The organism is Mesorhizobium sp. M0571 (genome assembly GCF_040320985.1).
Lineage (GTDB): Bacteria > Pseudomonadota > Alphaproteobacteria > Rhizobiales > Rhizobiaceae > Mesorhizobium.
In genome coordinates this window covers 110,172-133,562 of record NZ_JAMYQT010000015.1, presented here as the reverse complement: position 1 = coordinate 133,562, position 23,391 = coordinate 110,172, and the positions used below count along the sequence as shown (strand labels likewise).

28 protein-coding genes are annotated in these 23,391 nt (G+C 64.0%); 9 read left to right on the top strand and 19 right to left on the bottom strand.

Annotated features, from left to right (window positions below; translation table 11 throughout):
• The first annotated feature begins 341 nt into the window (after positions 1–341).
• The gene (locus tag NKI85_RS19305; RefSeq protein WP_352777467.1) at positions 342–974 is read left to right on the top strand and encodes a DUF1326 domain-containing protein; all 633 of its coding nucleotides are present in this window, start codon (positions 342–344) and stop codon (positions 972–974) included.
• Between the two features lie 8 nt (positions 975–982).
• Positions 983–1,846, top strand: coding sequence for a DUF2182 domain-containing protein (locus NKI85_RS19300; protein ID WP_352524012.1), 864 nt, complete (start codon positions 983–985; stop codon positions 1,844–1,846).
• Between the two features lie 93 nt (positions 1,847–1,939).
• On the opposite strand, the gene dinB is transcribed toward NKI85_RS19300, so the two are convergent.
• The 4 genes from dinB to NKI85_RS19280 all read right to left on the bottom strand — a co-directional run bounded on the left by dinB (position 1,940) and on the right by NKI85_RS19280 (position 4,960).
• Positions 1,940–3,181, bottom strand: a complete 1,242-nt coding sequence (gene dinB / locus NKI85_RS19295; RefSeq protein ID WP_352524013.1) for a DNA polymerase IV — start codon at positions 3,179–3,181, stop codon at positions 1,940–1,942.
• Between the two features lie 155 nt (positions 3,182–3,336).
• The gene (ybiA, locus tag NKI85_RS19290) at positions 3,337–3,885 is read right to left on the bottom strand and encodes a riboflavin biosynthesis intermediates N-glycosidase (RefSeq protein WP_352524014.1); all 549 of its coding nucleotides are present in this window, start codon (positions 3,883–3,885) and stop codon (positions 3,337–3,339) included.
• A gap of 97 nt (positions 3,886–3,982) precedes the next feature.
• Positions 3,983–4,441: a GNAT family N-acetyltransferase gene (locus tag NKI85_RS19285; RefSeq protein WP_352524015.1), complete on the bottom strand. Its 459-nt coding sequence runs from the start codon at positions 4,439–4,441 to the stop codon at positions 3,983–3,985.
• 156 nt (positions 4,442–4,597) lie between these two features.
• Positions 4,598–4,960, bottom strand: coding sequence for a hypothetical protein (locus tag NKI85_RS19280; protein ID WP_352524016.1), 363 nt, complete (start codon positions 4,958–4,960; stop codon positions 4,598–4,600).
• Between the two features lie 192 nt (positions 4,961–5,152).
• Between NKI85_RS19280 and NKI85_RS19275 the strand changes: the two genes are divergently transcribed.
• Positions 5,153–5,455, top strand: a complete 303-nt coding sequence (locus NKI85_RS19275) for a hypothetical protein (RefSeq protein ID WP_352524017.1) — start codon at positions 5,153–5,155, stop codon at positions 5,453–5,455.
• Between the two features lie 226 nt (positions 5,456–5,681).
• On the opposite strand, the gene NKI85_RS19270 is transcribed toward NKI85_RS19275, so the two are convergent.
• Entirely contained in the window at positions 5,682–6,377 is a 696-nt protein-coding gene (locus NKI85_RS19270; protein ID WP_352524018.1) for an XRE family transcriptional regulator, read from the bottom strand.
• Between the two features lie 82 nt (positions 6,378–6,459).
• On the opposite strand from NKI85_RS19270, the gene NKI85_RS19265 reads away from it, so the two are divergent.
• The 3 genes from NKI85_RS19265 (at position 6,460) to NKI85_RS19255 (ending at position 8,217) form a co-directional block, all read left to right on the top strand.
• On the top strand, positions 6,460–6,858 hold the full coding sequence (locus NKI85_RS19265; protein WP_352777462.1) for a hypothetical protein: 399 nt from the start codon (positions 6,460–6,462) through the stop codon (positions 6,856–6,858).
• 70 nt (positions 6,859–6,928) lie between these two features.
• Positions 6,929–7,549, top strand: coding sequence for a GcrA cell cycle regulator (locus NKI85_RS19260; RefSeq protein WP_352524020.1), 621 nt, complete (start codon positions 6,929–6,931; stop codon positions 7,547–7,549).
• A gap of 62 nt (positions 7,550–7,611) precedes the next feature.
• Positions 7,612–8,217, top strand: coding sequence for a DUF6456 domain-containing protein (locus tag NKI85_RS19255; RefSeq protein WP_352524021.1), 606 nt, complete (start codon positions 7,612–7,614; stop codon positions 8,215–8,217).
• Positions 8,218–8,261: 44 nt separating this feature from the next.
• Here NKI85_RS19255 and NKI85_RS19250 read toward each other — a convergent pair whose 3' ends face one another.
• Both NKI85_RS19250 and NKI85_RS19245 read right to left on the bottom strand, forming a co-directional pair.
• Positions 8,262–8,564 carry a hypothetical protein gene (locus tag NKI85_RS19250; protein ID WP_352777458.1) on the bottom strand — a complete coding sequence of 101 codons (303 nt, stop codon included), beginning with the start codon at positions 8,562–8,564 and terminating at the stop codon, positions 8,262–8,264.
• Positions 8,565–8,820: 256 nt separating this feature from the next.
• Positions 8,821–9,138 (bottom strand): hypothetical protein, encoded by a 318-nt coding sequence (locus NKI85_RS19245; RefSeq protein WP_352524023.1) that lies wholly within the window; start codon positions 9,136–9,138, stop codon positions 8,821–8,823.
• A gap of 223 nt (positions 9,139–9,361) precedes the next feature.
• On the opposite strand from NKI85_RS19245, the gene NKI85_RS19240 reads away from it, so the two are divergent.
• Positions 9,362–9,631 carry a DUF2285 domain-containing protein gene (locus tag NKI85_RS19240; RefSeq protein WP_352524024.1) on the top strand — a complete coding sequence of 90 codons (270 nt, stop codon included), beginning with the start codon at positions 9,362–9,364 and terminating at the stop codon, positions 9,629–9,631.
• Between the two features lie 284 nt (positions 9,632–9,915).
• On the opposite strand, the gene NKI85_RS19235 is transcribed toward NKI85_RS19240, so the two are convergent.
• Together NKI85_RS19235 and NKI85_RS19230 are read right to left on the bottom strand one after the other, a co-directional pair.
• On the bottom strand, positions 9,916–11,883 hold the full coding sequence (locus tag NKI85_RS19235) for an acyltransferase family protein (protein WP_352524025.1): 1,968 nt from the start codon (positions 11,881–11,883) through the stop codon (positions 9,916–9,918).
• Between the two features lie 182 nt (positions 11,884–12,065).
• Positions 12,066–12,287 (bottom strand): alkylphosphonate utilization protein, encoded by a 222-nt coding sequence (locus NKI85_RS19230; RefSeq protein WP_352524026.1) that lies wholly within the window; start codon positions 12,285–12,287, stop codon positions 12,066–12,068.
• A gap of 200 nt (positions 12,288–12,487) precedes the next feature.
• On the opposite strand from NKI85_RS19230, the gene NKI85_RS19225 reads away from it, so the two are divergent.
• Positions 12,488–12,841 (top strand): cupin domain-containing protein, encoded by a 354-nt coding sequence (locus NKI85_RS19225; RefSeq protein ID WP_352524027.1) that lies wholly within the window; start codon positions 12,488–12,490, stop codon positions 12,839–12,841.
• A gap of 105 nt (positions 12,842–12,946) precedes the next feature.
• On the opposite strand, the gene NKI85_RS19220 is transcribed toward NKI85_RS19225, so the two are convergent.
• Positions 12,947–13,240 (bottom strand): hypothetical protein, encoded by a 294-nt coding sequence (locus NKI85_RS19220; RefSeq protein WP_352524029.1) that lies wholly within the window; start codon positions 13,238–13,240, stop codon positions 12,947–12,949.
• Between the two features lie 234 nt (positions 13,241–13,474).
• Here NKI85_RS19220 and NKI85_RS19215 point away from each other — a divergent pair, with 234 nt between their 5' ends.
• Entirely contained in the window at positions 13,475–15,487 is a 2,013-nt protein-coding gene (locus NKI85_RS19215) for an AI-2E family transporter (protein WP_352524031.1), read from the top strand.
• A 136-nt stretch (positions 15,488–15,623) separates the two neighbouring features.
• Here NKI85_RS19215 and NKI85_RS19210 read toward each other — a convergent pair whose 3' ends face one another.
• From NKI85_RS19210 to NKI85_RS19170, 9 genes are all read right to left on the bottom strand, one after another.
• The gene (locus tag NKI85_RS19210) at positions 15,624–16,559 is read right to left on the bottom strand and encodes a phosphatidate cytidylyltransferase (RefSeq protein WP_352524206.1); all 936 of its coding nucleotides are present in this window, start codon (positions 16,557–16,559) and stop codon (positions 15,624–15,626) included.
• Positions 16,560–16,581: 22 nt separating this feature from the next.
• Entirely contained in the window at positions 16,582–17,250 is a 669-nt protein-coding gene (locus NKI85_RS19205) for a lysophospholipid acyltransferase family protein (protein WP_352524032.1), read from the bottom strand.
• Positions 17,251–17,258: 8 nt separating this feature from the next.
• Positions 17,259–17,687, bottom strand: coding sequence for a hypothetical protein (locus NKI85_RS19200; protein ID WP_352524033.1), 429 nt, complete (start codon positions 17,685–17,687; stop codon positions 17,259–17,261).
• On the bottom strand, positions 17,684–19,027 hold the full coding sequence (locus NKI85_RS19195) for a phosphatase PAP2/dual specificity phosphatase family protein (protein ID WP_352524035.1): 1,344 nt from the start codon (positions 19,025–19,027) through the stop codon (positions 17,684–17,686). Before NKI85_RS19195 ends, NKI85_RS19200 begins: the two co-directional genes overlap by 4 nt.
• 2 nt (positions 19,028–19,029) lie before the next feature.
• A complete protein-coding gene (locus tag NKI85_RS19190) occupies positions 19,030–20,817 on the bottom strand; it encodes a bifunctional alpha/beta hydrolase/class I SAM-dependent methyltransferase (RefSeq protein WP_352524037.1) in 1,788 nt (595 codons plus the stop codon).
• A 44-nt stretch (positions 20,818–20,861) separates the two neighbouring features.
• Positions 20,862–21,464 carry a CDP-alcohol phosphatidyltransferase family protein gene (locus NKI85_RS19185; protein WP_352524039.1) on the bottom strand — a complete coding sequence of 201 codons (603 nt, stop codon included), beginning with the start codon at positions 21,462–21,464 and terminating at the stop codon, positions 20,862–20,864.
• 109 nt (positions 21,465–21,573) lie between these two features.
• Positions 21,574–22,254 carry a hypothetical protein gene (locus NKI85_RS19180; protein WP_352524041.1) on the bottom strand — a complete coding sequence of 227 codons (681 nt, stop codon included), beginning with the start codon at positions 22,252–22,254 and terminating at the stop codon, positions 21,574–21,576.
• 64 nt (positions 22,255–22,318) lie between these two features.
• Entirely contained in the window at positions 22,319–22,828 is a 510-nt protein-coding gene (locus NKI85_RS19175; RefSeq protein WP_352777452.1) for an Hsp20/alpha crystallin family protein, read from the bottom strand.
• 29 nt (positions 22,829–22,857) lie between these two features.
• Positions 22,858–23,334, bottom strand: coding sequence for an Hsp20 family protein (locus NKI85_RS19170; RefSeq protein ID WP_352777450.1), 477 nt, complete (start codon positions 23,332–23,334; stop codon positions 22,858–22,860).
• Positions 23,335–23,391: the final 57 nt, after the last annotated feature.

The following is a 23,391-nucleotide window of genomic DNA, read 5'->3' as shown; positions in this document are numbered from 1 at the left end:
GCGCCTTTGAGAAGGAACTGTCCACAACTTGGACGGGACATGATGATGATTGCAGCATTCCATGCCGATTTCCGGTCCTGCCAAAATCGTTGCTGCTCGGATCGCTGCCGAACGCCCGCTTCTGGGGGCATTTCCGGACCTTCGCGGGTTGCGGTCGGAAAGGCCCGTTCCGACCCAATTTCTGCCGTTCCGATATCGGCCTCGCCATCTCCAGGGCGGATGTTCACCGAATTTCGGCGAGAAACTGCGTTGGCCTGCCGTCTCTTGACGCGACAGGATGGCGGTGCGGCCGGCGCAGGTGTATGATGATGGTCTAATATTTCAAGATCAGGGAGGACAGCATGACATCTTGGGAAATCAAGGGACGCGAACTCGTCAATTGCACCTGCGAATATGGCTGCAACTGTCAATTCAATGCGCTGCCCGACAAAGGCCATTGCCATGCCGTTGCCGGCATCCAGATCGATGAGGGGCATCATGGCGAGACCGGTCTCGATGGCCTCCGGATCGCTGCGATCTTCAAATGGCCTGGCGCGATCCACGAAGGCAACGGCGAAGCCATCGCTTTCGTCGACGAGAACGCAACAGACCGGCAGCGTCAAGCGCTGCTGCGCATCATGACCGGCCAGGACACCGACCCGTTCGCGACGATGTTCGCCGTCTACGCCTCAACCGTGACGAAAATGAATGATCCGGTTTTCACGAAGATCGATCTCGACCTCGATATCGACGGCCGCAGGGGCCGCATCTTCGTTAAGGACTACATCGAAACGGTAGGTGAACCGATCCGCAACAAGGTGACGGGCGCGGACTCGCGCGCTCAGATCGTGTTGCCGAACGGCTTCGAATATGCGGTCGCCGAGATCGGTAGTGCCTCGAGCACAACCAGCGGGCCGGTTCAGGTGAACACGAAGGACAGTTACGGCCAGTTCGCGCGGCTGCATCTCAACAATCACGGGGTGGTGCGAGCCTGACGCGTCGCATGGACGGCGCGTCGCCACTTGAACGCCTGCTCAGACGCGACCGCGTCCTCACGATTGCGGGAGTGGTGGCGCTGTGCCTGCTGACCTGGCTTTATATCGTCGCCGGTGCAGGCCTCGGCATGAATGCGTGGGAGATGTCGAGGCTCGCGCTATTCCCCCACCAGCAAACTGCCGACGTGACCTCCGACATGCCCGGCATGGACATGAGCGCGATGGCCATGGCGACGGAACCGCGGCTCTGGGGGGCCGCGATCTGGGCGCTGATGATCGCCATGTGGTGGGTCATGATGGTCGCCATGATGTCCCCGAGCGCCGCGCCGACCATCCTGCTCTATGCGCGCGTACATCGCCATGCGCTCGCACAGGATCAGATCCAGGACAAGCTCGCGCCCACCGGCGTATTTATGGCAGGCTACCTCCTGGTCTGGCTGGGGTTCTCCGTCGCGGCAGCCGGGTTGCATTGGCTGCTCGAACGCGAGGCGTTCGTTACCGCGACGATGATGAGTTCGCAGAGCCGCTGGCTTTCAGGCATCGTCCTGATCGCCGCGGGCCTGTATCAGTTCTCGCCGCTCAAGAACGCCTGCCTGTCGCATTGCCGGACACCGACGGCGTTCCTTTCCCGCCAGTGGCGTCCCCACGCACTTGGCGCGCTGCGTTTGGGCGCACTGCACGGGGCGTTTTGCGTCGGATGCTGCTGGATGCTGATGGCGTTGTTGTTCGTGGGTGGCATAATGAATCTGGTGTGGGTTGCCGGGCTCGCTATTCTGGTGATGGTTGAAAAGGTGTTTCCTGCAGGCCGGTGGGTTGGCCGGGCGGCCGGCATCGCCCTGATCGCCTGGGGCAGCGCAACGCTTTTGGTCTGACGACCAGGGCCGCCTCGAACGTCGCGTTTTTGCAGGAACGACGACCGATCGCTTCTGTTGCAAAGTGCATCGCATCGGTCCGGCCAAGCCGCCTCACAATTCCTTTTCGGCCAGTTCGCGAAAGGCGTCGGGAACCGACCGTGACAGTCCGAGCGCGACCGAGGCATAGCCGACCGCCTCCCAGCCGAAGCGGTCGCGGATCTTGTCGATGGCGCGGTCGGCGGTCCAGCGCGCCGCGCCCTTCCTGGTGCCGGGGCGGCGGCGGTCGTCGTCCAGCCCGAGCGGCAGTTCCAGCTGCAGGCCCGGCTGCTTTTCCAGGTGCGAGACGGCGATCGCCAGCAGCGAGATGGTTTTTTCGTGCGGATGGTCGGCCAGCACCTTGCGCACCAGCGCCTCGGCTATCTCGGCCAGCATGGCGGTTGCCGAAATCGGCTGGTTGAGCGTGATCGAGCGCGTCACCGAGCGCAGATCGGCAAAGCGGACGCGAACCGTCACGGTGCGGCCGGGCCGGGATTTCGCCCGCAATCTGGTGGCGACCCTGTCGGCCAGATGCAGCAGCGCCGGCACGAAGACTTCCTCGTCGGCGGGTTTTCGGCCGAGCGCCGATTGCGCGCCGGCCGAGCGCGCCCGGCGCTGCGTCTCGAGCTTGCGCGGATCGCGGTTCCACGCCAGCGCGTTGAGTTTTTCTCCGGCCGCCGGCCCGAGCAGGCGCTCCAGCGCCCCACCGTTGGTCTTCGCCAGCTCGCCGATGGTGTTGACGCCGATGCCGGCCAGCCGCTCCCTGGTGACCGGACCGACACCCCACATTAGCTCGACCGGCAGATCGTGGAGGAATTCCAGCTCGTCGCGCGGATCGACCACCACCAGCCCGTCGGGCTTGGCGACCTGTGAGGCGATCTTGGCCAGATGCTTGGTGCGCGCCACGCCGACCGAGATCGGCAGGCCGAGCTCGGCCCGCACGCGGCGGCGGATCTTGCCGGCGATCTCGGCCGGTGAGCCGAACAGGTGGGTGCAGCCGGCGACGTCGGCAAAGGCCTCGTCGATGGAAATCCGCTCGACCACAGGCGTGAAATCGCCGAGCACCTTGATGGCCGCATCGCCCAGCCGCTGATAGTCCTTGAAATGGCCGCCGACGAAAATCAGCCCGGGGCAGAGCTCCCGCGCACGCCGCCCCGGCATGCCGCCGCGTACGCCGAAGGCCTTGGCTTCATAGGAGGCCGCCAGCACAACGCCGCCGCCGACGGCGATCGGCTTGCCGCGCAGAGCCGGGTCGAGCAATTGTTCGACCGAGGCATAGAAGGCATCCAGATCCGCGTGGAGGATGTTGGCTTCCATCCGGCCCGTTCGCCCGCGGCGGTTCAAACGCCGCATTGTCTAGAGTTTTGAATGGAACATAAAGAGAACGTTGCCGGCGGATTGTCAAGCAGCGCAAAGGCTACCGCCCACCGAGACGCCGGGCGGACGCGCGGCATGCGCGTCGCTCAGTCTGTTCAGCCGCGCAGCCGATCCCTGGCCTGCATCAGCGCGAATCCCAACAGGTTCTCGCCGCGCCACAGCAGCGGGTTCGCGACCCTCTCGTCATCCGCCGCAAGGCCGATGCCCCACACCCGGTCGACAGGGCTTGCCTCGACCAGCACCTTGTCATGCGTCGACAGCAGATATTCGCGCAGCGCCGCGTTCTGCCGGAATTTCTGAAAGCTCCCTTCGGCGACGATGCGGTATTTGTCGGCATCCCATTTGGCCCCATCGAAGCCGCTCACCTGCCGGCCAAGCTGCTTTGCCTGCTTGGGGCTCGCCGCCTTGAGGATTTGCGTTGCCGCCTGAGCATCACCGAACAGACGTGCCTTCTCAGCCATCATCCAATGTTCCGCAGTCGGATAGCTCAGGCCATCGACGATAAAGGGCGCATGCCACCACTGGCTGAAGCACGATGCGGCTATGCGGCCGTCCTTGGACGGCTCATGGCCCCAGAAGAACAGGAACTTCTGCCGGGGCTTTGCGCGAAAGGCTGCTTCAAGCCAGCGTCGGTCGTAAATCATGGAGCGGATGGAGCAGGGCGGAAGGCCGGCTTGTCAATGCTCCATCAGTGGGCCGGCGAAGAAGAGCAGTTGGCGCTGCATGCGATGAAATGCTGACCTACAGCGCCATCTTGTAGCCGAGATGGCTGGCGGTGAAACCGAGGCGCTCGTAGAATGCGTGCGCCTCCCGTCGTTCCTTGTCCGTGGTGAGCTGAATGAAGCTGCAGTCGCGCGAGCGGCACGTTTCAACCGCCCATTCGACCATCAGCTTGCCGATGCCGCGGGAGCGCCATTGCCGGGCGACGCGAACGCCTTCGATCTGCCCGCGCCAGGCGCCTTTCCTCGAAATGCCGGGAGTGAAGCTGAGTTGCAGGGTGCCGATCACTTGCCCGGCCTCGACAGCCACGGCCAACAACTGGTCGGGGTCGGCATCGATCGCCCTGAAGGCATCGAGATAGGAAGGCGCGAGCGGCGTGGACGGGTCTTCCCGGCCCGCGCCGAGGATGTCGTCGGCAAGCATTGCAACGATCGCCGGCAGGTCGGGCGCTTGCGCGCGACGGAATTCGATCTCGCTCATCACGTGGAGACATACGGCGCGGTGTCGGCGATCGCAATGTCCCACTTGAGTCGCAAGCGAACGCCAGCGTCTGATGCAAGCAAGCTCGGCGGGACAGAGGGGGCGCTGTCCCGCCGAGCTTTCAGTGAAAACGAGGTGGCTGGTTCCCGGCCAACGCTACGCCGCCTCCAGCGCCCAAAGGCGGTGGCCGTAGCGGCGGAAGAAGCGGGCGAAGAGGCGCTGCTGCCTGGCCCGGGCGAGGTCGGCGCCGCGCCTTTCCTGCCGCCAGCGCGGCATGTTGCGGAATATCGACAGGAAGCGGGCGGCGTCCTCGATCGCTTCCTCGGCCGACTGCGCCGGGCGGATCGCCACCAGGAACAAAGCGCGGCTCGGCTTCATCCGGTCGATCGCCGCCTTGCGCCGGCGATGGCCCTGGCGCGCCTTGCGAATGCCGTCCTGGCGGATGGCCGCGAAGGCGGCGAGCATGGCCGGGCTGTCGCCAGTATAGCCGCAGGCATGGGCGAACTGGGCTGGGTCCATCGTCGTTCCCTTGCTGCCGGCCGACGGAGCGGCCGCAGTTCTGTTGCTCGCGCCGATTCCAGCTCGCACATCGATATAAGCATAACTCAAATAATATGACAAGTGAAACTTTCACGTCAATGTAAGCGGAACCGACTCGACTCCGCTCCGAAAACCGATAATGTTGCGAACAAAGCAGGAACAAAGATGGGGATGGCTATGGCATTAGCAGGCAAGGAAGCGACGATCGCCGATGTTGTCTCGATTGCCGTCGAGTGCATCGATTGCGGCCGCAACAGGTGGTGGAAGCCGGCCGAGCTCAAGCGGCATGGGGTGAGGCCGGAGACGCCGCTGGCGGCACTTTCGGGGCGCCTGATCTGCAAGGCCTGCCGGGCCGACGGCCTGCCGGGCGCCGCCGTTTCGATCCAGGCAGCCTTCATCGACGACCGGCAGCGGGCCCTGGCCGAGGCGCGGATGCTCAATGGCCGCGAGCCGGAGCAATCGAGGCGGGCTTGAAGGGGAGGGGCGGTGTTCTTCCTTCTCTCCTTGTGGGAGAAGGCGGCCGAGCGAAGCTCGGTCGGATGAGGGGTGTTGGACGGATCGCGGAGTTGAAGACGTAAGGATTTAGAATCGTTCGAATATTTTTAACACCTCATTTCTTCCAACACCCCTCATCCGGCTCGGCGCTGCGCGCCGATCCACCTTCTCCCACAAGGGGAGAAGGGCGCGCGCCAGCGCCGCGTCAATACCCCAGCAATTCCTTGAGCGGGATGACGCGGAAGACGTTCTTGATCGCGTAGCGGTTGAAGGTCAGCGTCTTGGGCGGGTTGTATTGCTCGACGATCAGTTCGGCGGCGGTGCGCTTGACCAGCTTCTTGATGAAGGCCTTGCCGTTGTGCTCGTTCTCCTCGGGCAGCGTCTCGATCACCACATGGTCGCCGGGCACGGCCTCGCGGCCGCCGCAATAGATCATCTCGCCGGGCTCGTAGCGCGGCACCATCGAATCGCTCAGCACGTGCAGCGCAAACACGTTGCGCAGATGCCGGATCCCAGGCGGCCGCTGGACATAGCCGGCCGGCTGGCCGTTGAAGGTGAAGTCGCCATCGTCGCCGCCGACGGCGGTGCCGAGAAGCTGGATATCCATCGGCCCGGCGGGCAGGGGGCCGGGATCGGTGACGATCTCGGCATCGGCGACCGGCCCGGAATCTTCGAGGAAGACGACCTCGCCCTTGCCGAGCGCCACCGGGTCGACGCGCAGGAAGGCGGCGGTCTTCAAAAGGTTCTCGGTCTTGGGCAGGTTGCGCCCGGTTTCCCAATTGCCGACGGCAGCGACATCGGTGTCGTTGTGCTCGGCAATGTGGCGCATCACCAGACCGCGCTGCTTGCGCGCCCGGCGGATCGCCGCCCCGACCTTGACCGACAGTGCAGTTTTCACCATGGCTCCATCTGAGGCATAAGATTCGGTTTCGTCTATGCAAGAATCGCTTGTATTACTGTTTGAGTTATGCTCTTATACGGTCATGCACAAGTCGCTTCACCAGCTTTCGGTCCTCGAATCCGCCCTTCAGCGCGCCGGCAGCGCTCGCCTGGAGGCGGTAGCGCAACCGATCGCCAAGGCCATGCATGTGCCAAACCTTTCCCCTCCGTCGCGGCTGTCCTCCTCCCCGGCCGGGACGATGCCCGAGGCTCGCGCCTCGGATCCGGCAGCGCAAGCGGCCGAAACGGCCGGAGCCGTTCCCCTCACGGCTCCGGCCACGAATTACCCGTCGACCAGCAACGCGGATGCCGAGGTTTCCTGGATCCGCACCGTAGACGGCACGGTCATCGCCTTAGACAAGCGGACCGGCAAGGCAGTGTCCGGCGCAACTAGGCAGGCGGCCGAGATGAAGCTCGATCGTAGCAGGCCACGCGAAGGCTGATCGGCTTTCGAGCCTGAGAGCCGGCGAAGCCGGCGCCGCACACAACCACCCTTGCAGGGAATAAAACATCATGGCCGCCCGCTATTCCGCCTCCGAATTGGAACAAATCGAGAACTGGTTGATGAGCGGGCTGTCGGCCGCGAAGATCGCCACCCGGCTGAGTGCGCTGCGCGGCCGCCCGGCCTCGCGCGCGGCCATCATCGGCATCGTCCACCGCACCGCCCGTCTGCGCGCCATCGGCCTTTCCAGATCCAAAGGCTGGTGTGGCGGCCGGCATGGAAAATCGGCGCCAGAGCCGCCGAATCCCGCCGGCCAAGCAGGGGCGGTACCGGCCGAGCATCACTGCCGCCCGGCAAGGCTGTCAGCCAGGCTGGCGCCGCCGGCCTGGCAGCCGGGTTCGACTCGGATCACCGGGTCCGATGGCGAGCCGCTCGAAATGCCGGCGCCGCGCCCGATCGCCGCCGGCGGCCGCCAGCCACATTTCGTCGCCATGCGCTTCATCGATTGCCTGTTCGACCGCTGCCGCGCGCCGCTCGACACGACGCTGCAGGAGGATGCCGAAAACGATGCCCCCGGCAGTCGCCCCGGTTTGGACATGCTGTGCTGCGGGCTGCGCACAAAGCCTTCGAAAAGCTACTGCGCCTATCACGCGGCGCGCTTCCTACGCACGCTGCCGGCCGAAGCGATTTGAGCCCCGCTGGATGACGGAAATTCGCCAGAGCCCGACGACAGAAAACCAGGAGGACCGAGCCGATGAGCAACAAAACCGCGCAAAAAGCCAAAGCCAGGCTGCCGCGATTGCCGAAGGGCGAGGCCGAGCAGGTGCGCATCCGCAAGGAGATCGGCCATGATTTCGCGCTGAAGGAGGACCGGTTCGGCCGCAAGCGGCTGGCCAAAGGAACGCAGGAGGCGGCGCGCCTCTATGAGGTTTCCAATGACGGCCACACCGCGACCGGCGGCATCGTGCGGGTGCGCAATGTCGACCCGCTGACCGGCCTCACCTCGTTGTCGCGCCAGCAGCGCGAGGCAGGCATGCGCTACCGCCAGGATTTCCGCAACTCGTCCGAGGCAACCGCCAAGCCGATGGCCTGGGCCGAGCGCGTCGACGGCGGCCGCACCGGCAGCGGCGTCGCAGAACACATCCTGTCCGCCGGCCGCGACCATGCCCAGGCCACCAAGGCGCTTGCCCACTGGGAGATCGCCGGCATCGTGCAAAAGGTCTGCTGTGCCGACGCAACGGTCAAGAGCCTGGCCGAACTGGCCGGCGAGCCGCGCGACGTGGTGGTGAAGCTACTCAAGATCGGGCTCGACATATTGGCTGTGCATTACGGCATGATGCTGATGCGCAAGCCGAGGTGAGGAGCCCCGCCGATCCGGCCGGCACTACCGGCCGGATCGATCCGTCAACGACGGCAGACACGGATTCTTTCGATAACCCGCTGGTGATGACGCCAGTGCTTGACGACTTCGGTGTAGCAGCGCCGGTGGTACCGGTAGCGCGGCCTGTAGTCCTCGTCGTAGACATCATAGCGGTAACGGGGAACGTACTCATCGTCGTAATCGGAATACCGATGGTGGCGATAATAATAGTCGTCGTCATAGCCGTTGCCGATGCCGATCGTGACGCTGCCGCCGGCATTCGCCGGGCCAATCACGGAAGCCGCCGAGGCGATGGCGATCACCGAGGCAAGCAGGAGCTTCTTCATAGCTACCTCCTTCTTTAACGTCCCTCTAATAGAAAAACCCTTGAGGGGCAGCCTCGTTCCACAAATTTGCAAGATGCCACGAACCGAGAGCCCTAAATTAGCGCCAGCGGGGCGAAAACGCCTCTGGCGGTGCGCCAGGGTGGGGCCGCCGGCGCAACGTGGCCCCTCCTTCCAAGCCTCATGCGGGTTGTGGTCCGCGCCGTATGTATCCCGTCAAGCAGCGACAATCGGGCGCCGTCGCGTTGCCGACGTTTGCCTACAGAATATGGCCCAATTCCAGCAAAACGAAAGCCGTCGCACCCAGCACAATGAGAGCGTAGGCCGCATAAAGAACAAGCAGCATCACTTCAAAGTCTCGGACGAAACCTGCCGTAATTCTGGTCTCCTGAGGCTCTGCTTTCTCGATGCGCTCGGTTTCCGGATGCTCCGCTGCCACGACGATGCAGACAATCCTGTCGTTTTCGGCTGCCTGTAATATCCGTTCGGCCAGATCGACGGCAATCACTGGATCATCGGCCAGCCGATCTCCCGATAGCCAGCTTTCAGTGACAGTCTGGATTTCATCCTTTCTCACGCACGCATAATTGCGCCGATTAAATTAGGTTCCACTAAAATACCTCAAGATTGCGTCGACCCGATCGCGATGTAACGAGGCGTGACCCCTCCTGGGCGGTGAACTCCCGCCTGAGGCCCGCATTTGTCGACTGTCGAGGCGAATCTCGATCGCCGCATCCTCCGATCAAAGGGCGCTGGCGTCTCCATAGGCTGCTACGGTGCGCCATTGCTGGTAGGTCGCAATGCTAAAGCCACTGCCAAACCTTCATATCGCGAACGCGGCGCCGACATCTTCGGTGCCGACCGGGTATGACGAGGATCGTATGCTTACTTATATCCGGCTGCTCGATGCTTCGGCGGAGGGGACCGATTGGCGTGAGGTCGCCCGCATCGTGCTGCACATTGACCCGGAGCAGGAGCCAGAGAGGGCTTTCCGGGCGTGGGCGACACATCTGGCGCGTGCACGATGGATGACTAGGAAGCGGAATGAGGTTCGCGCCGATCGCATATGAGCGGCGCGAATGACGACCTCACATTTAAGCGGAACTGCCGTCCCGGTCTGGCCGTTGAGGGAGGAGACCAACATGGAAAAGCGCCCAATGACTTATTGGCGAGCCAATTCTCTGGAGCTGTGCTGCCTTCTTGCAGTTCCGCTGTCGCTTCTCTTTACCGTTTTCCTCGCGGGTCTTATCCTTAGCTGACCCCCCGCATGGTTGCTTGGCGAGGGAGCCCGCGTCGGTCAAGGTGGCACCAAATCCCGCCTGAAGGATTTCGGTGGGAAAGGCTGCCGCCGCCGTTACTTCACAGCCGCCGCCATCACATCCGAAAACAGCGCCCGCTCCACCGCCGGCTCCAGCGTCTCGGCGAAGGGCGTCGCCAGGTGGTGGCGGTCGCGGAAGGCAAGCTTGCCGTCGATGAAGACGTGGCAGGTGGTCTGATCGCAAAACCGATCGGTCATGTCGATATAGCTGGCGTTCGGTGTCGAGCGCACGATATCGCGCTCGATCGTTGCGATGTCGTCGTTTGCCGCCATGATCCTCGGCGTGTCGCATGTCGCCGGCGTCTGGCCCCGCCACAGCGCCCGCGCCACGCATTTGTCGGCGTAGCTTGCATTGTAAGGCACGTCCCTGATGACCGCGACCTTGATGCCGGCCTGGCTGAACGCTCGAAGCGTCCAGGTGAGACCCGTCCGCCACTGCTCCTCCCAATTGGCGTGCTTCAACTCCTCGGGCGATTCCTTCATCACATTGCCGATCGAGAATTCCGAGATCACCACCAGTTGCGGATGGAGCGCGATGATGTCCTTGACCGACTGCTCGCGCCATTGGTCGCACTCGGTGTAGTCGCGCTTCAGCCGCCAGTTCCAGGTCGTCACCCGCGAAGCCCGGCAGGAGGATTTGAGAAAGGTGACGACCCGGAAATTGTTCTTCTCGGCCGCCTTGATCAGCGGCGTCGACCAATGGTCGGCATGCGAGTCGCCGAACAGCACGACCGAGCGCTGGGCATCCTTCTGGCCGAACATGCAAGGCCTCGGTTTGACGGTCTCGAAATCGAGCACGCAGCCGCCGTCGCTCGCGCGCACGGTAGAGAGCTGGGCGGCGCTGTCGGCGATAATGTGCTGTTCTGGGCTGAGATTGTGCTCGGCAAAGCGCGCGTTGCCGTAGGCCGCGACCACGCCGGCGCCGGTCAGCGCAGCCGCGGGCACCAGCGCCCGCGCCGCTCCGGCCATCAGCCAGCCGTTGCGGCGGATCGGGTTCTCGATGAAATGATAGGTGAACATCGACAGAACCAGCGTCAGCGCCGCGCAGGCAAGGCGGTCAAGCGTGGACAGGTTGGGAACCACCATCGCGGCATAGACGATGACCGGCCAGTGCCAGAGGTAAAGCGAATAGGAAAGCCGGCCCAGCCATTGCAGGGGCGACAGCGCCAGCACGGCGCTCGGCAGGTTGCGGCCGCTGCCGCTGAGCAGCAGCAGCACGGTGCCGGCGACAGGCGCAAGCGCATTCACCCCGGGGAAGGGGGAGTCTTCGTCCAACATCAAATAGGCCCAGGCGATCAGCGCCAAGCCGAGGCATGCCTGCAGTGTGGCCAGCAGCGGGCGGTCGCGCCAGATCTTTGCCGGCACCATGGTCGCGAGGCCGCCGGCGGCGAATTCCCAGGCCCTGAGCGGCGAGAAATAGAAGGCCCAGGGCTGCGACACTTCCGTCAGCCAGGCGCAGGCGGCGAAGGAGGCCACGCCGGCGACGCCGATCACGACGATAGCCGTGCGCCTGCGGGGACGCAGCCATGCGGCCAACAAAAGCAGCGCTGGCCATGCCAGGTAGAACTGTTCCTCGACCGAGAGCGACCAGAAGTGGATGAACGGGTTATTGGTGGCATCGGCGGCGAAATAGTCAAACGACCAGCGGATCAGCCAGAGGTTGATCATGTAGGCGGAGGCAAACATGGCGCCTTTCGAATAGAGCGCCTGCTCCTCCGGCGACAGGATGAAGTAACCCGCGAACAGCGTGGCGAGGATGACGAACAGTGCCGCCGGCAACAGGCGCCGGGCGCGCCGGGCGTAGAAGCGCCAGAGGTTCAGCCGTCCGGTCTCGGTGATTTCCGTAACCAGGTGCCGGGTGATCAGATAGCCGGAGATGACGAAAAAGATGTCGACGCCGGCAAAGCCGCCGGGCAGACCGGAGAGACCAAAATGGAAGGCGATGACACCCGCCACCGCCAGCGCGCGCAGCCCTTCGATGTCAGGCCGAAATGATGCCGACACAGTCACCTCGTGCAAGGAATGCCCACCTCGCAGAAGCTCGACCCGATACCCCGATATTGCAATGCAACAAATCTAACGCGGTGCAACATAGGGGGAGGGCGACGGCTCCTCCATCTCCTCACAAGGGCGATTCACTCACGAGAGCGTTTCATATGAGGGCAAAACAAAGGGTGCCGAGGCAATCAAGCCTTTTTCAAAAACTCGGTCTTCAGCACTAGGCCCTTCACCTGCCTGGTGCTGCATTCGATCTCGCCGGGATTGCCGGTGAGGCGAATGTTCTTCACCAGCGTGCCGCGCTTGATCGTCTCCGACGTGCCTTTGACCTTGAGATCCTTGATCAGGGTTACGGAGTCGCCCTCGTGCAGCTCGGTGCCATTGCTGTCTCTTACGATCGCGTCCGTCATGTCAGTCTTTCGTAGGGCCTCGGTGGGGAGGTGGTCGGGCCAGTCCCGGCCTATCCCACGGTCGGCGACAAGGTCAAGCCTGCTGGCTCAAGCGGGCCGTCCGCCAATACCAAATGCGATCGGGCACCCGCGTTGCCGAGGCCAGGTGCATCAGCTATGGACCGGCAGCCATCCCGGCACAATTCAAGACGGAGCCGACCATGACAGACAAGACCATCCTCAAATTCGGCGCCGTCGAAAACGCCGAGGCCGGCGATCTCGCGGGGTGGATCGTGGTCGAAGCCCACCCGACCATGAAGACCGCCGTCCAGCATATTACCGAGGACGGCAAGGTCATGTCGGGCACCTGGCAGGCCACCCCCGGCACCTATCACGCGACCTATAGCGACTATGAGTTCGTCCACATGATATCGGGCCGCATCGTCATCACGCCCGATGGCGGCGCGCCTGTCGAAGTCGGCCCCGGCGATGCTTTCGTGGTGGAAGCCGATTTCAAGGGGACGTGGAAGATCATCGAGCCGGTGACCAAGCACTTCGTCGTCAGGATCGGCTGACGCCGAATAGTGCGATTGACGCTTGCGCCCGACTGAACCGAAGGTCCCAAAACGAAGATGGCGGGCATCTCTGCCCGCCACTGCGATTGTGCTGAACCGACGTGCCTAGTTGGCACCGCCGAGTTGCTTGGTCATCTTGCAGAAATCGTCATGCTCCTTGGCAATGGCCTCGTCGCCGCATTCCTTCATCATCATCGCCTGGTCCTCTTTGGACATGGCCATCCATGCGGTCTTGAATTCGGCCTGCGACTTCATGGTCTTCATGCCGGCATCGGTGAAGAAGGGCGACATTTTCTGCGGATCGTCGAGCGCCGAGGTGCCAGTGGCAGCGCCGGCAAGCGCTGCGCCGGTCATCATCGAAAGCGCCATCGCGCCCATGCAAAGCGTCTTGATGTTCATGATCATTCCTCCTGAGCTGCTGCTTTGAGGTTGTCCATCAGCGATCTACGAAGGAACGGTGTTTTGACCCAAAAGTTCCACGTTCTGGCGCAGACATGGAACAGGATTGCCCGTGACGTCATTAATGCAAAAAATTCTACCATGACTGAATTTTGCCGCGCTGCCGACCAGGGTAATCGGCGTCCAGCTGGGTGAGACGCTGCGAAGTTGCACGCCGGCTCAATATGCCCGATCATGGCGACGGCGGGGCGGAGGTATCAAGTGGCGGCAAATCGTCGAAACGACGCGCACCTGTCGGAGCCCCGGCGGGCGGGCATTGTTTCCGCGGCCAGGGCGCTTCCGCGCACATCGTTGCCCAGCGTAGCGTCGGTCGTGACGGCCGTCGCGGCGCTCTATTTCGGGCGCGAGGTCTTTCTGCCGATCGCAATCGCGCTGCTGCTTACCTTTGCGCTCGTGCCCATGGTGTCGGCACTCAAGCGAGCCGGCATTCCGCGTCTTCCTGCCGTGATCGCCAGTGTGCTCGGCGCATTCACGGTGCTGGCTCTGTTCTCCTTCATCGTCGCCACGCAGGTCAGTGAACTGGCGCAGAACATTCCGCTTTACCAGGCGAATATCCTGACCAAGGTCCGGTCGCTCAAGGAAACCGGCGTCGGCGGCGGCATCATTTCCAGATTGAGCCGGGTGATCGAACGCGTCGGCCAGGAACTTGACAGACCCGAACCTGCACAACCCTCCGCCGATCAGCCTCCGCGGGAGCCGATCCCGGTCGAAATCGTCGCGCGCGAACGACCGCTTGAGGTTCTCCAGAATCTGATCGGCCCGCTGCTGAGCCCGCTGGCATCGGCCGGGCTGATCATCGTGGTCGTCATATTCATGCTGCTCGAGCGGGAGGACCTGCGCGATCGCTTCATACGCCTCGTCGGCTACGGCGATCTGCATCGAACCACCGAGGCGCTGCAGGATGCCGGCAAGCGCGTCGGCCGCTATCTGCTCATGCAATTGGTCGTGAACATCGTCTATGCCGTCCCGATTGCAATCGGACTTTGGCTGCTGGGCATACCCAATCCATTGCTGTGGGGTTTGCTGGCGCTGGCGCTGCGCTTCGTTCCCTATATCGGCCCGGTCATCGCGACGCTGCTGCCTCTGTTCCTGGCACTGGCCGTGGCGCCCGGCTGGTCGCTCGTGCTATGGACCGCCGGGCTTTTCGTGGTCGTGGAACTGATCACCGGCAACGTGATCGAACCCTGGCTCTACGGCTCGCGCACCGGGCTGTCGCCATTGGCCATCATCGTTGCGGCGATCTTCTGGACCTGGCTCTGGGGCCCATTGGGCCTGGTTCTATCGACGCCGCTCACGGTCTGCCTCGTCGTGCTCGGTCGACATGTGCCGCAGTTCGAATTCCTCGACGTTCTGTTCGGCAACGAACCGGTGCTTGAACCGCACGCCCGGCTTTACCAGCGGCTACTGGCCGGCGATCCCGAGGAAGCGACCGACCATGCCGAGGAGATGCTGGAGGAAGAATATCTGGTCGAGTTCTATGACAAGGTCGCGATTCCCGCACTTCTGCTGGGGGAGCAGGACCGTGTGCGTGGTGTGCTGAGCGATGAGCAAAGACAGCAGGTCGCAGGCAGCGCGCTGACGATGGTGGCGAACCTCGGCGACAGCGCGCAGGAGGAGGCGGAAGAGGACGACACGGCCGCGGCCGCGGACAGCGGCTCACGCGAGGACAAAGAGGTTCAGGGCGGGGACGACACCGAACTGCCGGATGGCACGGGCATGTCGGTGCTGTGCGCCGGAGGGCGCGGCGAACTTGACGACGCCGCTGCCGCCATGCTGGCACAGGTGCTCGAAGTCCAGGGCGCCACGGTGTTGAGAGCGAGCTTCGCCGATATGGAACCGGGGAGCATTCGCCGCCTTGAGCTCGACGCCGTCGATACCGTCGTCGTCGGATTTTTGAACCGGGATTCCGTCAAGCACGGCCGGTTCCTGGTCCGTCGGCTGAAACGCGCCAAACCAAGGTTGCGGGTGGGTATCGTGTTGTGGTCGGAACCCGACAGCGACAACCAGGAAGCAGCCGCCAAATTGGCCAATGAGATCAACGCCGATTTCGTCGCACACGGCATGGTCGGCGCGGTGCTCGGCGCGTTGTCCAGCAATCCGCCGGTGGCGCTGAAGATCGCCGCCAAACGCCGCATGCGCCGTCTGGCGCCTGCACGCAAGAAAGAGCCGCTCGCCGCGGCAAAATGAGCGCGGCCAAGGACGGCGGCAGGTGGTGTTGTTATTACCGTTTTCGCGAAAACGGTAATAACGAAGCGGATCAGGTGTCTTCGCAAGGGTCGCGCTGAACCGTCCGAACGGAACCGCGACGAACGGCGCGTATCCTTCACACCGTCCAGAAATAGCGCACGGTATGGAAGAAGACCGGGGCGGCGAAGACCAGGCTGTCGGCACGGTCCATCATGCCGCCATGGCCTTCGATCAGGTGACCCCAGTCCTTGACGCCTTGATCGCGCTTGATGGCGGAGGCGACCAGCCCGCCGAAAAATCCCATCAGGCAGGCGACCAGAGCGACGCCGGCTGCCTGCAGCGGCGAAAACGGCGTCAGGAACGACAGCAGCGCGCCGAGCAGGCTCGACGCCGCCAGCCCGCCGACCAGTCCCTCCCAGGTCTTCGACGGCGAGACCGTCGGCGCCAGGAGATGGCGGCCGAACAGTTTTCCGAAGATGTATTGCAGCACGTCGCTGCCTTGCACGGTGATGATCAGGAAGGCGATCAGCAACAGGTTGCGGCCTTCGAAACCGGGCACCTCGAGCGTCAGCAGCGCCGGCACGTGGCTGACGCAGTAGACCGAGATCATCACGGCCCATTGCTGCGCCGAGACCCGCTCGAGAAAGCGTTCGGTGTCGCCGTGCAGTGCTGTGATCGCCGGCATCAGCAGGAAGCAGTAGACCGGGATGAAGATGGTGAAGAGACCGTACCAGGCGGTCCACACCAGCCAGTACTGGAACGGGATGACGATGCCGAACATGCCGAGCAGCACCCAGTGGTCGCTGCGGCGGCTGTGTGTCAGCGTCACGAATTCGCGCAGGGCGGCGAAGGAAATCAGCGCGAACAGGATGGTCATGCCGGTGCGGCCGAAGAAGAAGGCGACAGTGATCGCCACCACCATAACCCACCAGGCATTGATGCGCTGGGTGAGGTTGACCAGCGTCGGCGATAGCGGCTTCGGCGCGCGCCATGACAACACGCCGGCGACGACGCTTGCGGTGATCAATACGCAAAGCAGGCCGACGATCAGAATGAGGGTTTCGTGCATCATCGGGAGCATTTTACCCTGGTCCTCAATCGTCTCGTTGCGGCCGGGGGTTCAGCGCTAGCAGCGTTTCGCGGGCGCGGTCGAGAAAGGCACGGCGCTCCTCACCCGGTTGAATGGCGATCGGCGCGCCGAAGACGACGCGGCAAAGCAGCGGCACCGGCACGAATTGCCCCTTGGGCAGCACCCGGGACATGTTCTCGATCCAGCACGGGATGAGTTCGACATCGGGCCGCGCCATCGACAGATTGTAGAGGCCGGAGCGGAACGGCAACAGCGGTTCGTCGGTCATGTTGCGCGTGCCTTCGGGAAACAGGATCAGCGAATGGCCCTGGTCGAGCACCGACAGCATGATCGAGATCGGGTGCTGCGTTTCATCCGTCCACTGCCTGTGGATCAGCACGGAAGACAGCATGTCCTCGGCAATGAAACGGCGCAGCCGCGTCTTGCCCCAATAATCGGCGGCCGCCACCGCATGGGTACGGGCGCGTTCCTTCTCGCTGAGGCAGGCCGACAGCAGGATGAAATCGCCGTGGCTGGCGTGATTGGCGAAGTAGATGCGCTGCCGGTCCGACGGCTGGCTGCCGTTCCAGATCGGCCGCACGCCGGTGACCGCCCAGGCCAGCGCCGACAGGCCGACCGAGGTCACGGTCTGCAGCAGGGTACAAGTGTTGGCGCGAAGGCGAAGCTTTGTCATGGACGGGCTCAAAGGAATGCCGCGATGACCGAGGTGGCCGCGAACAGGCCGAACGCGATGCGCTGCTTGGCTAGCAGGCGGCGCGTGCCCGCTATCCGCTGGTCGAGCGAGCGGCCGCCGGCAGCCGTGGGTTTCAGCCGCATGCGCGCCAGCACATCGTCGATCGCGGCACCGCCGCCTGCCTCGCTGGCGTGGCTGGCCATCAGCCGGAACAGCAGGGCATCGAACAAAAGCAGGGCCGAGAGAATAAGCGTGGCCACGGCACTCGCCGCGGTGATCAGCCAGGCCGCTGCCGACAGCGATGATGTTTGCGGCGCGGCCGCCAGGCCGATGACCGGCGCCGCCAGCAGGGCAGCAGCCACCAGCAGCAGCGGCCATGCCACCTGCACCATCAGCCCGGCAGCGAAGGCTTCGGCGCTGTCACGATAGGCGGTCATGCCGGCGCGTCCACGCCAAGATGCACAGGCCGGCCCGCAGCGGCGAGCTTGCCTCGCGCCTGATCCGGCGTGTCGGCCCGGCCGCTGGCGACCAGCCAGTCGGCGACAACGGCGGCGCTGCGCTGGAAGCCAAGCGCGCAGCAGACCAGCACGGTGTCCTGGCCCCGCGCCGTCTCGATCGCCGCCACCGCTTGCGCACGCGCCTCCGGCGATGGCGGCAATAGATCGACCATGGCCACGCTCACCCAGCGGATCGAGGCGCCGCGCGGTCTTTCCAATTCGCCGGCAAGGTCGATCACCGTGCCGAAAGCGTCGGCCTCGGCGGCGGTCGGAAAGCGGCCGAGGCAAACGCCGTCGGCAATGATGATTTTCGCCGGAAGCTTTCGCGTCCACGCCCACACATTGACCTTGGCGCCAACCCGGTAGGGCCAAAGCAGGAGATGGCTGGCCAGCGACACGCGGCCATCGGTTGTTTTCTGGAACACCCTGGCGCCGGCGCCGGCATAAGTGAAAGCGACAATGGCCAGCGCCAGTGCCGGCCACAACAGGATGAGCCACAGGGCCGAGACCAACGCGCCGGCAGCGGCGCCAGCCAGCGCAAGGGTTGCGCCAAGCGCATAGAACAGTGCCAGCCGCCGCGCTTTCGGGTCAGCAGTCGGGCGGAAGCCGGCGAACGGCAGCTCGCCGTCGCGCGGAAACAGCCACAGGGCGAAAAGGCCGAGCAGCGCGCCGGTCGGAATGTCGATGAAATGGTGCTGCCACGTCGTCAGCACCGAGGCGCCGATCAGGAAACACCAGACATGCCAGGCGACGCCGGCGATGCCGGTCAATCTGTGACGCCAATGATCCCAGATGATGACCAGCAGCGCGATGTGCAGCGACGGCGCCTGGTTGAAGGGTTTGTCAAAGCCGCCGAGTACGGCGAACATGAAACCGGGCAGGCCGCTTGTCGCGGGGCGCACGAAGGTCGCCGTCAGCGGGAACAGGATGAAGCAGGCGACGGCGACGATCTGCGCCGTGAGATAGCGGCCGGCGAGGCGGTCGACGCCGCTCTTTGAATTGTTCAACAGCAGCGACACGCCGTAGAACAGGTTTATCGACCAGTATGGCACGATCGTCCAGGCGAGGAATGGGATGCCGCGCTCCCAGCCGAAGACGATGCTGCCGACATCGTCGCGCTGCGACGCCAGCCAGTTGGCGAAACCGTAGGTCGCGTAGAAGAACGGCGCCAGAAATGCCAGCCACAGGGCGGCGCGCAGGACCATCCCGGCATAAGGCTCACGCGGCAACGCCGGAAGGGCAGGGGCATCGCGAGGCAAGGCAGAGGCAGGCAAGTCCATGCTCAGACGCGCCGTGCGACCGAAACGGTGAAGATACCCCACTGGTCGATGCGCTGGTCGAGTTTCTCGAAACCGGCGGCTGTCACCAGCTGGTCCATCTCGGCCTGCGTGCGCCGACGCATCACCCAGGCCTGGCCGCCGCGATGCGAGGTCAGGCTGCGCGCGATCATCTCGAGCTGCGGATGCCAGGGCTGGTTGGTGTAGACGAGCAGGCTTCCCGGCTGCATGGCGATGGCCAGTCCGCCGAGCGAGCGGGCGATCATGGCATTGTCGGAAAACAATTCGTAGAGCCCCGAGACGATGGCGAGATCCGGCGCCGGGTCGAGCCCGGCCAGCATCGTGGCGTCGAAGGCGTCACCTTGATGGAACGAGACGCTCGCCGGCAGCTTGCGCTCGGCGATCAGCTTGCGGCCGAGCGAGACATTGAGCTCGGAGAAATCCTGCAGCCGCACGCTCGCCGGCGGCTCGGCGCATTTCTGCACAGCGTCGAGCACATAGCGGCCATGACCGGCGGCGATGTCGACGATATGGATCGGTCGGCCGGCGGCCCTGAGCGTGGCGGCAGCGCGGCCGATCAGCTCTTCGAGATGCAGCTTGCGCTGGCGGATGCCGCGCCAGCCGATGGCATCGAGAAAGGTCCGGTCGATCATGCGGCCGACGGGGCTGATGCCCCGCGCCTCATTTTCGTAGACATAATCGAGTGTCGAGCCGGAATCGAAGCCGGTGGCGATTCCGGTATTCATGCCCGACGACAGCCAGGCGCCCATGCGGATCGAGGCGCGGCTCATTGCCCAATAGAGGCCCCTGGGCGACAGCAGCGGCAGCGGCGAGGCCAGCCGGTCGGCCTCGTCGCGCGTGTAGCCGGCGTGGTCGGCCTCGGTCAGGTCGATCGGCTTTTCCGGCGCCGCGAATTGCTTTTCCAGGAAAGGCCTGATCAGGTCGAGTGCCTTGTGGCGGTCGCGCTCGCCCAGCGTGTCGTGGAAGAAGCCGGGCAGCACATGCCGCTCCTTGGCCGGGCTCGCCAGATTGACGAAAAACGCGTGCTGCGGTCCATGCCGCACTACCCAGTCGCTGCCGGAGACCAGAACCTGTGTCGGCACGGTGATGGCGCGGGCGTCGGCGACGATGCGCGCGGCGTGGTCGTAGAGCTCGACCAGGATGTTGGAGGCGATCGGCCGCGTGATCAGCGGATCGGCGTCGAAGGATGCGATGCGCTCAGGATCATGCGTCAGGAATTTCGCCTTGACGTAGGAATTGACGAAGAAGCGGCCCTTGATCTTCTGCCAGAACGCAATGCCTTGCTTGGCGAAGGGGACGTAGAGCTTGACCGAGAAGGCCGGCGAGGCCAGCACCAGGGCGCGAATGTCGGGCGCATAGTCATGCACCCAGGCGGCAGCAAGCACGGCGCCGAAGGATTGCGCAATCAGCGCAATGTCGCGCTGGCCAAAACCGTCACTGCCGATCGCGCGCACGAAGCAATCGATGTCGCGCACCAGCGCGGCAAACGACGGCGCATAGCCGCGTTCGCCGGCGGAGCGGCCATTACCGCGCGCGTCCCAGGCATAGAAGGCGTGGTCGGGCATCTGGAGCTCGTCGATGAGATGCGCCATGCGGCCGCCATGCTCGTGGCCGCGATGGAACAGCAGGATGGCGCCCTTGCGGTTTTCCGACAGCGCCGGCCAGTAGCGGTAAAAGATCTCGGTGCCGTCATGGCTCTTGAAGCTGCGCTCCTGCGCCACCCGCTCGACATTGGCCGGAGCCACGGCGGCAATCTTCTGTTGGTGAAGCATGTTTTCATCCCCTGGCGAGGTCGGCCCCTTGGCGAGACCGGAATTCAACTGCCGCTCCCGTTAAGGCCGCTGCGTATCCGGTTGATGGCGGTCACCAGCGAGAGTGTAGCCATGGCCGGAAACACAAAGGGCGCGGCCGCCTCGATCCACACGCCGCAGGCGACGAGCACGGCAAGAATGCCAAGCGCCAGCGCGCGGTCACTTTTGCCGAACGGGCCGGCATAGTTGCGCCCGGTTCCGGCTGCGATGCCGAGCACACCGGCGAATTCCGCAATCACCGCCGCGATAGCAAATGCGACGACGCCCCAGGCAGGAAAAATGACGGCAAAGGCCAGGATCAAAGCGAGATCGGAGACGACATCGCAGAGCTCGTTGAGATACATGCCGAGCTTCGAGGCCTGGCCATGTTCCCTTGCGAGCATTCCGTCGATGGCATTCAGCGCCATTCGCATAAACAGCACGAGCGGCATCAGCAGGAAGATCGCACGGTGGCCGACAAGGGCTGCCACCACCAGGCCGGTGGCGAGCGAGAGGGCAGCGGCCAGCAGCGTGATCTGGTTGGCGGTGATGCCGGCCCCGGCCAGGCTGTCGGCAAGCGGCCGCAGCCTAGCCTGGAAGGCCGGTTTCAGCGCATAAAGTGTCGGCATGTGCGGAACCCCCCGGCCGCGGTGCAACTAACGTCAGCGAGGATGGTCAATTGGCGCACAAGACGCAAGGGCGGCGCCCACCACTTTTCGATATCCGGTTGGGTCGGCGTTAGCTTCCGCTGTCGCCACTGTCGCCCGGGAACACAGTGAGCAAACTTTGTTCGGCCGCCGCCCAGGCGCGACTATGGAAACGCCGCAGGATGAGAATGCATATGGCGAAGACCAGCAGCCCGCAAATCACGCCGGGCGTCATGCCCCCGCCAAACGCGGACTTTACAACGATGCCGGTGAAGACGCCGGCGATGGCGCCATTGATCGTGCCTACCATCCCCGCGGTGGTCATGAAATATTGCAGCGGCGAAGGTCTGAGGCCCTTGTCGACCAGCACCGCCGAGGGACCGTCATGCGTGGAATTGACAAGGTATTTTTGCACGGCCGGCGCCAGCTCGACGAAATAGTGGCGGATCCGGGCCATGCCGCGGGCATGCACCATGTCCTCGATGGCAACCTGCACAGCGCGCACGAAGGTGACCAGGCCGATGAAGAAAAGGCAAGGCAGCAAGATCAGGCTGAACAGGATGAACGGCCTGCCCATCTCCGTGACCTGCGCGACGAAGGACAAGGCAATCGTTGCGCTCGAGACCGAGGTCAGGAACAGATCGGCTCGCTGGTTGGCTTCCTGAATGGTCGCCGCGCGGGCGTTTTGCAGCACGAAATGCTCGGTGGTCAGGCATTGCAGGGCCTGCTGCGCTTGATCTGGCGGAACCGGAGCGTCGGGAGAACGGGTCATCGACATTTGCCCCCTTCTGTCAGCCGCAACCGGCGGACAGAAGGGGGCGTCGCCCTGCGAGCTGTCAGGTCTTGCCGATGGCGATGCGCTTGGCCTTAGCCTGAGCGCGCTCCGGCTTCGGCAGCGTCAGGCTGAGCACGCCGTTCTGGAACGCGGCGTTCACCTTGTCTTCGTCGACTTCGTAGCCGAGCGGGATACGCCGCTCGAAACGGCCGTAGAAGCGTTCGGAGAACTGCCTGTCCTTGTCCTCGGTCTCTTCACGCTTCTCGCCGCGCAGCGTCAGCACGCCGTCATCGAGCAGCAGCTCGATGTCCTTCTCGTCCATGCCGGGGATCTCGGCGGTGACGCGAATCTCCTTTTCGCCATCGGAGATTTCGACGCTCGGCCAGCTGGCGCGGGCAGCGGAGAGGCCACCGAGCGACGGCAGCCGCGTGTCGAAGCCGCGGAACGCCTCGTCGAACAGGCGGTTCATTTCGCGATGCAGCGTCACGAAGGGATCGCGATCGCCGTCGCGATAGAGGCTGGGGACCTGATTGTTCTCCCGGCCCCAGGAAATGAGATCACGAATAGCCATTGCATAGTCTCCTTTCTCGACTGGTGCGTTCAGGCGGCCTGCTTGTTTGCTTCGACCTGCGCGACCTTCGGCCCGGTCTTCGGCGCGGCGGCGTCGGTCGCGATGGCGATGCGCCGAGGCTTCATCTCCTCCGGCACCTCACGTACCAGATCGATGCTGAGCAGACCGTTGTCGAGCGAGGCGCCTGCTACCTTGACGTGATCGGCAAGCTCGAAACGGCGGGTAAAGGGCCGCGCGGCGAGGCCACGATGCAGATACTCCGCGTTGTCCGGATCCTGGTACCGGCCGGAGACGATCAGGAGGTTCGGCTCGTGGGTGATCTCGAGGTCGTCCTCGGAAAACCCGGCTACGGCGATGGTGACGCGGTAATTGTTCTCGCCGCTGCGCGCGATGTCATAGGGCGGCCAGGCGTCGAAGGCCTGCGGAGCATTTTCCAGCAGGTTGAAGACGCGATCGAAGCCGATGCTCGACCGATAGAGCGGGGAAAAATCGAATGCGGTTCTCATAGCTACATCCTCCATCGAGCAATATAGATACGAGGAGCGCCAAAGAGCTGGCGCTCC

Coding starts and splice junctions, on each gene's coding strand:
- NKI85_RS19305 (WP_352777467.1), top strand. CDS start 342: ATGACATCTTGGGAAATCAAGGGACGCGAACTCGTCAATTGCACCTGC.
- NKI85_RS19300 (WP_352524012.1), top strand. CDS start 983: ATGGACGGCGCGTCGCCACTTGAACGCCTGCTCAGACGCGACCGCGTC.
- dinB (WP_352524013.1), bottom strand. CDS start 3,181: ATGGAAGCCAACATCCTCCACGCGGATCTGGATGCCTTCTATGCCTCG.
- ybiA (WP_352524014.1), bottom strand. CDS start 3,885: ATGATTTACGACCGACGCTGGCTTGAAGCAGCCTTTCGCGCAAAGCCC.
- NKI85_RS19285 (WP_352524015.1), bottom strand. CDS start 4,441: ATGAGCGAGATCGAATTCCGTCGCGCGCAAGCGCCCGACCTGCCGGCG.
- NKI85_RS19280 (WP_352524016.1), bottom strand. CDS start 4,960: ATGGACCCAGCCCAGTTCGCCCATGCCTGCGGCTATACTGGCGACAGC.
- NKI85_RS19275 (WP_352524017.1), top strand. CDS start 5,153: ATGGCTATGGCATTAGCAGGCAAGGAAGCGACGATCGCCGATGTTGTC.
- NKI85_RS19270 (WP_352524018.1), bottom strand. CDS start 6,377: ATGGTGAAAACTGCACTGTCGGTCAAGGTCGGGGCGGCGATCCGCCGG.
- NKI85_RS19265 (WP_352777462.1), top strand. CDS start 6,460: ATGCACAAGTCGCTTCACCAGCTTTCGGTCCTCGAATCCGCCCTTCAG.
- NKI85_RS19260 (WP_352524020.1), top strand. CDS start 6,929: ATGGCCGCCCGCTATTCCGCCTCCGAATTGGAACAAATCGAGAACTGG.
- NKI85_RS19255 (WP_352524021.1), top strand. CDS start 7,612: ATGAGCAACAAAACCGCGCAAAAAGCCAAAGCCAGGCTGCCGCGATTG.
- NKI85_RS19250 (WP_352777458.1), bottom strand. CDS start 8,564: ATGAAGAAGCTCCTGCTTGCCTCGGTGATCGCCATCGCCTCGGCGGCT.
- NKI85_RS19240 (WP_352524024.1), top strand. CDS start 9,362: ATGCTAAAGCCACTGCCAAACCTTCATATCGCGAACGCGGCGCCGACA.
- NKI85_RS19230 (WP_352524026.1), bottom strand. CDS start 12,287: ATGACGGACGCGATCGTAAGAGACAGCAATGGCACCGAGCTGCACGAG.
- NKI85_RS19225 (WP_352524027.1), top strand. CDS start 12,488: ATGACAGACAAGACCATCCTCAAATTCGGCGCCGTCGAAAACGCCGAG.
- NKI85_RS19220 (WP_352524029.1), bottom strand. CDS start 13,240: ATGAACATCAAGACGCTTTGCATGGGCGCGATGGCGCTTTCGATGATG.
- NKI85_RS19215 (WP_352524031.1), top strand. CDS start 13,475: ATGGCGACGGCGGGGCGGAGGTATCAAGTGGCGGCAAATCGTCGAAAC.
- NKI85_RS19210 (WP_352524206.1), bottom strand. CDS start 16,559: ATGATGCACGAAACCCTCATTCTGATCGTCGGCCTGCTTTGCGTATTG.
- NKI85_RS19205 (WP_352524032.1), bottom strand. CDS start 17,250: ATGACAAAGCTTCGCCTTCGCGCCAACACTTGTACCCTGCTGCAGACC.
- NKI85_RS19200 (WP_352524033.1), bottom strand. CDS start 17,687: ATGACCGCCTATCGTGACAGCGCCGAAGCCTTCGCTGCCGGGCTGATG.
- NKI85_RS19195 (WP_352524035.1), bottom strand. CDS start 19,027: ATGGACTTGCCTGCCTCTGCCTTGCCTCGCGATGCCCCTGCCCTTCCG.
- NKI85_RS19190 (WP_352524037.1), bottom strand. CDS start 20,817: ATGCTTCACCAACAGAAGATTGCCGCCGTGGCTCCGGCCAATGTCGAG.
- NKI85_RS19185 (WP_352524039.1), bottom strand. CDS start 21,464: ATGCCGACACTTTATGCGCTGAAACCGGCCTTCCAGGCTAGGCTGCGG.
- NKI85_RS19180 (WP_352524041.1), bottom strand. CDS start 22,254: ATGACCCGTTCTCCCGACGCTCCGGTTCCGCCAGATCAAGCGCAGCAG.
- NKI85_RS19175 (WP_352777452.1), bottom strand. CDS start 22,828: ATGGCTATTCGTGATCTCATTTCCTGGGGCCGGGAGAACAATCAGGTC.
- NKI85_RS19170 (WP_352777450.1), bottom strand. CDS start 23,334: ATGAGAACCGCATTCGATTTTTCCCCGCTCTATCGGTCGAGCATCGGC.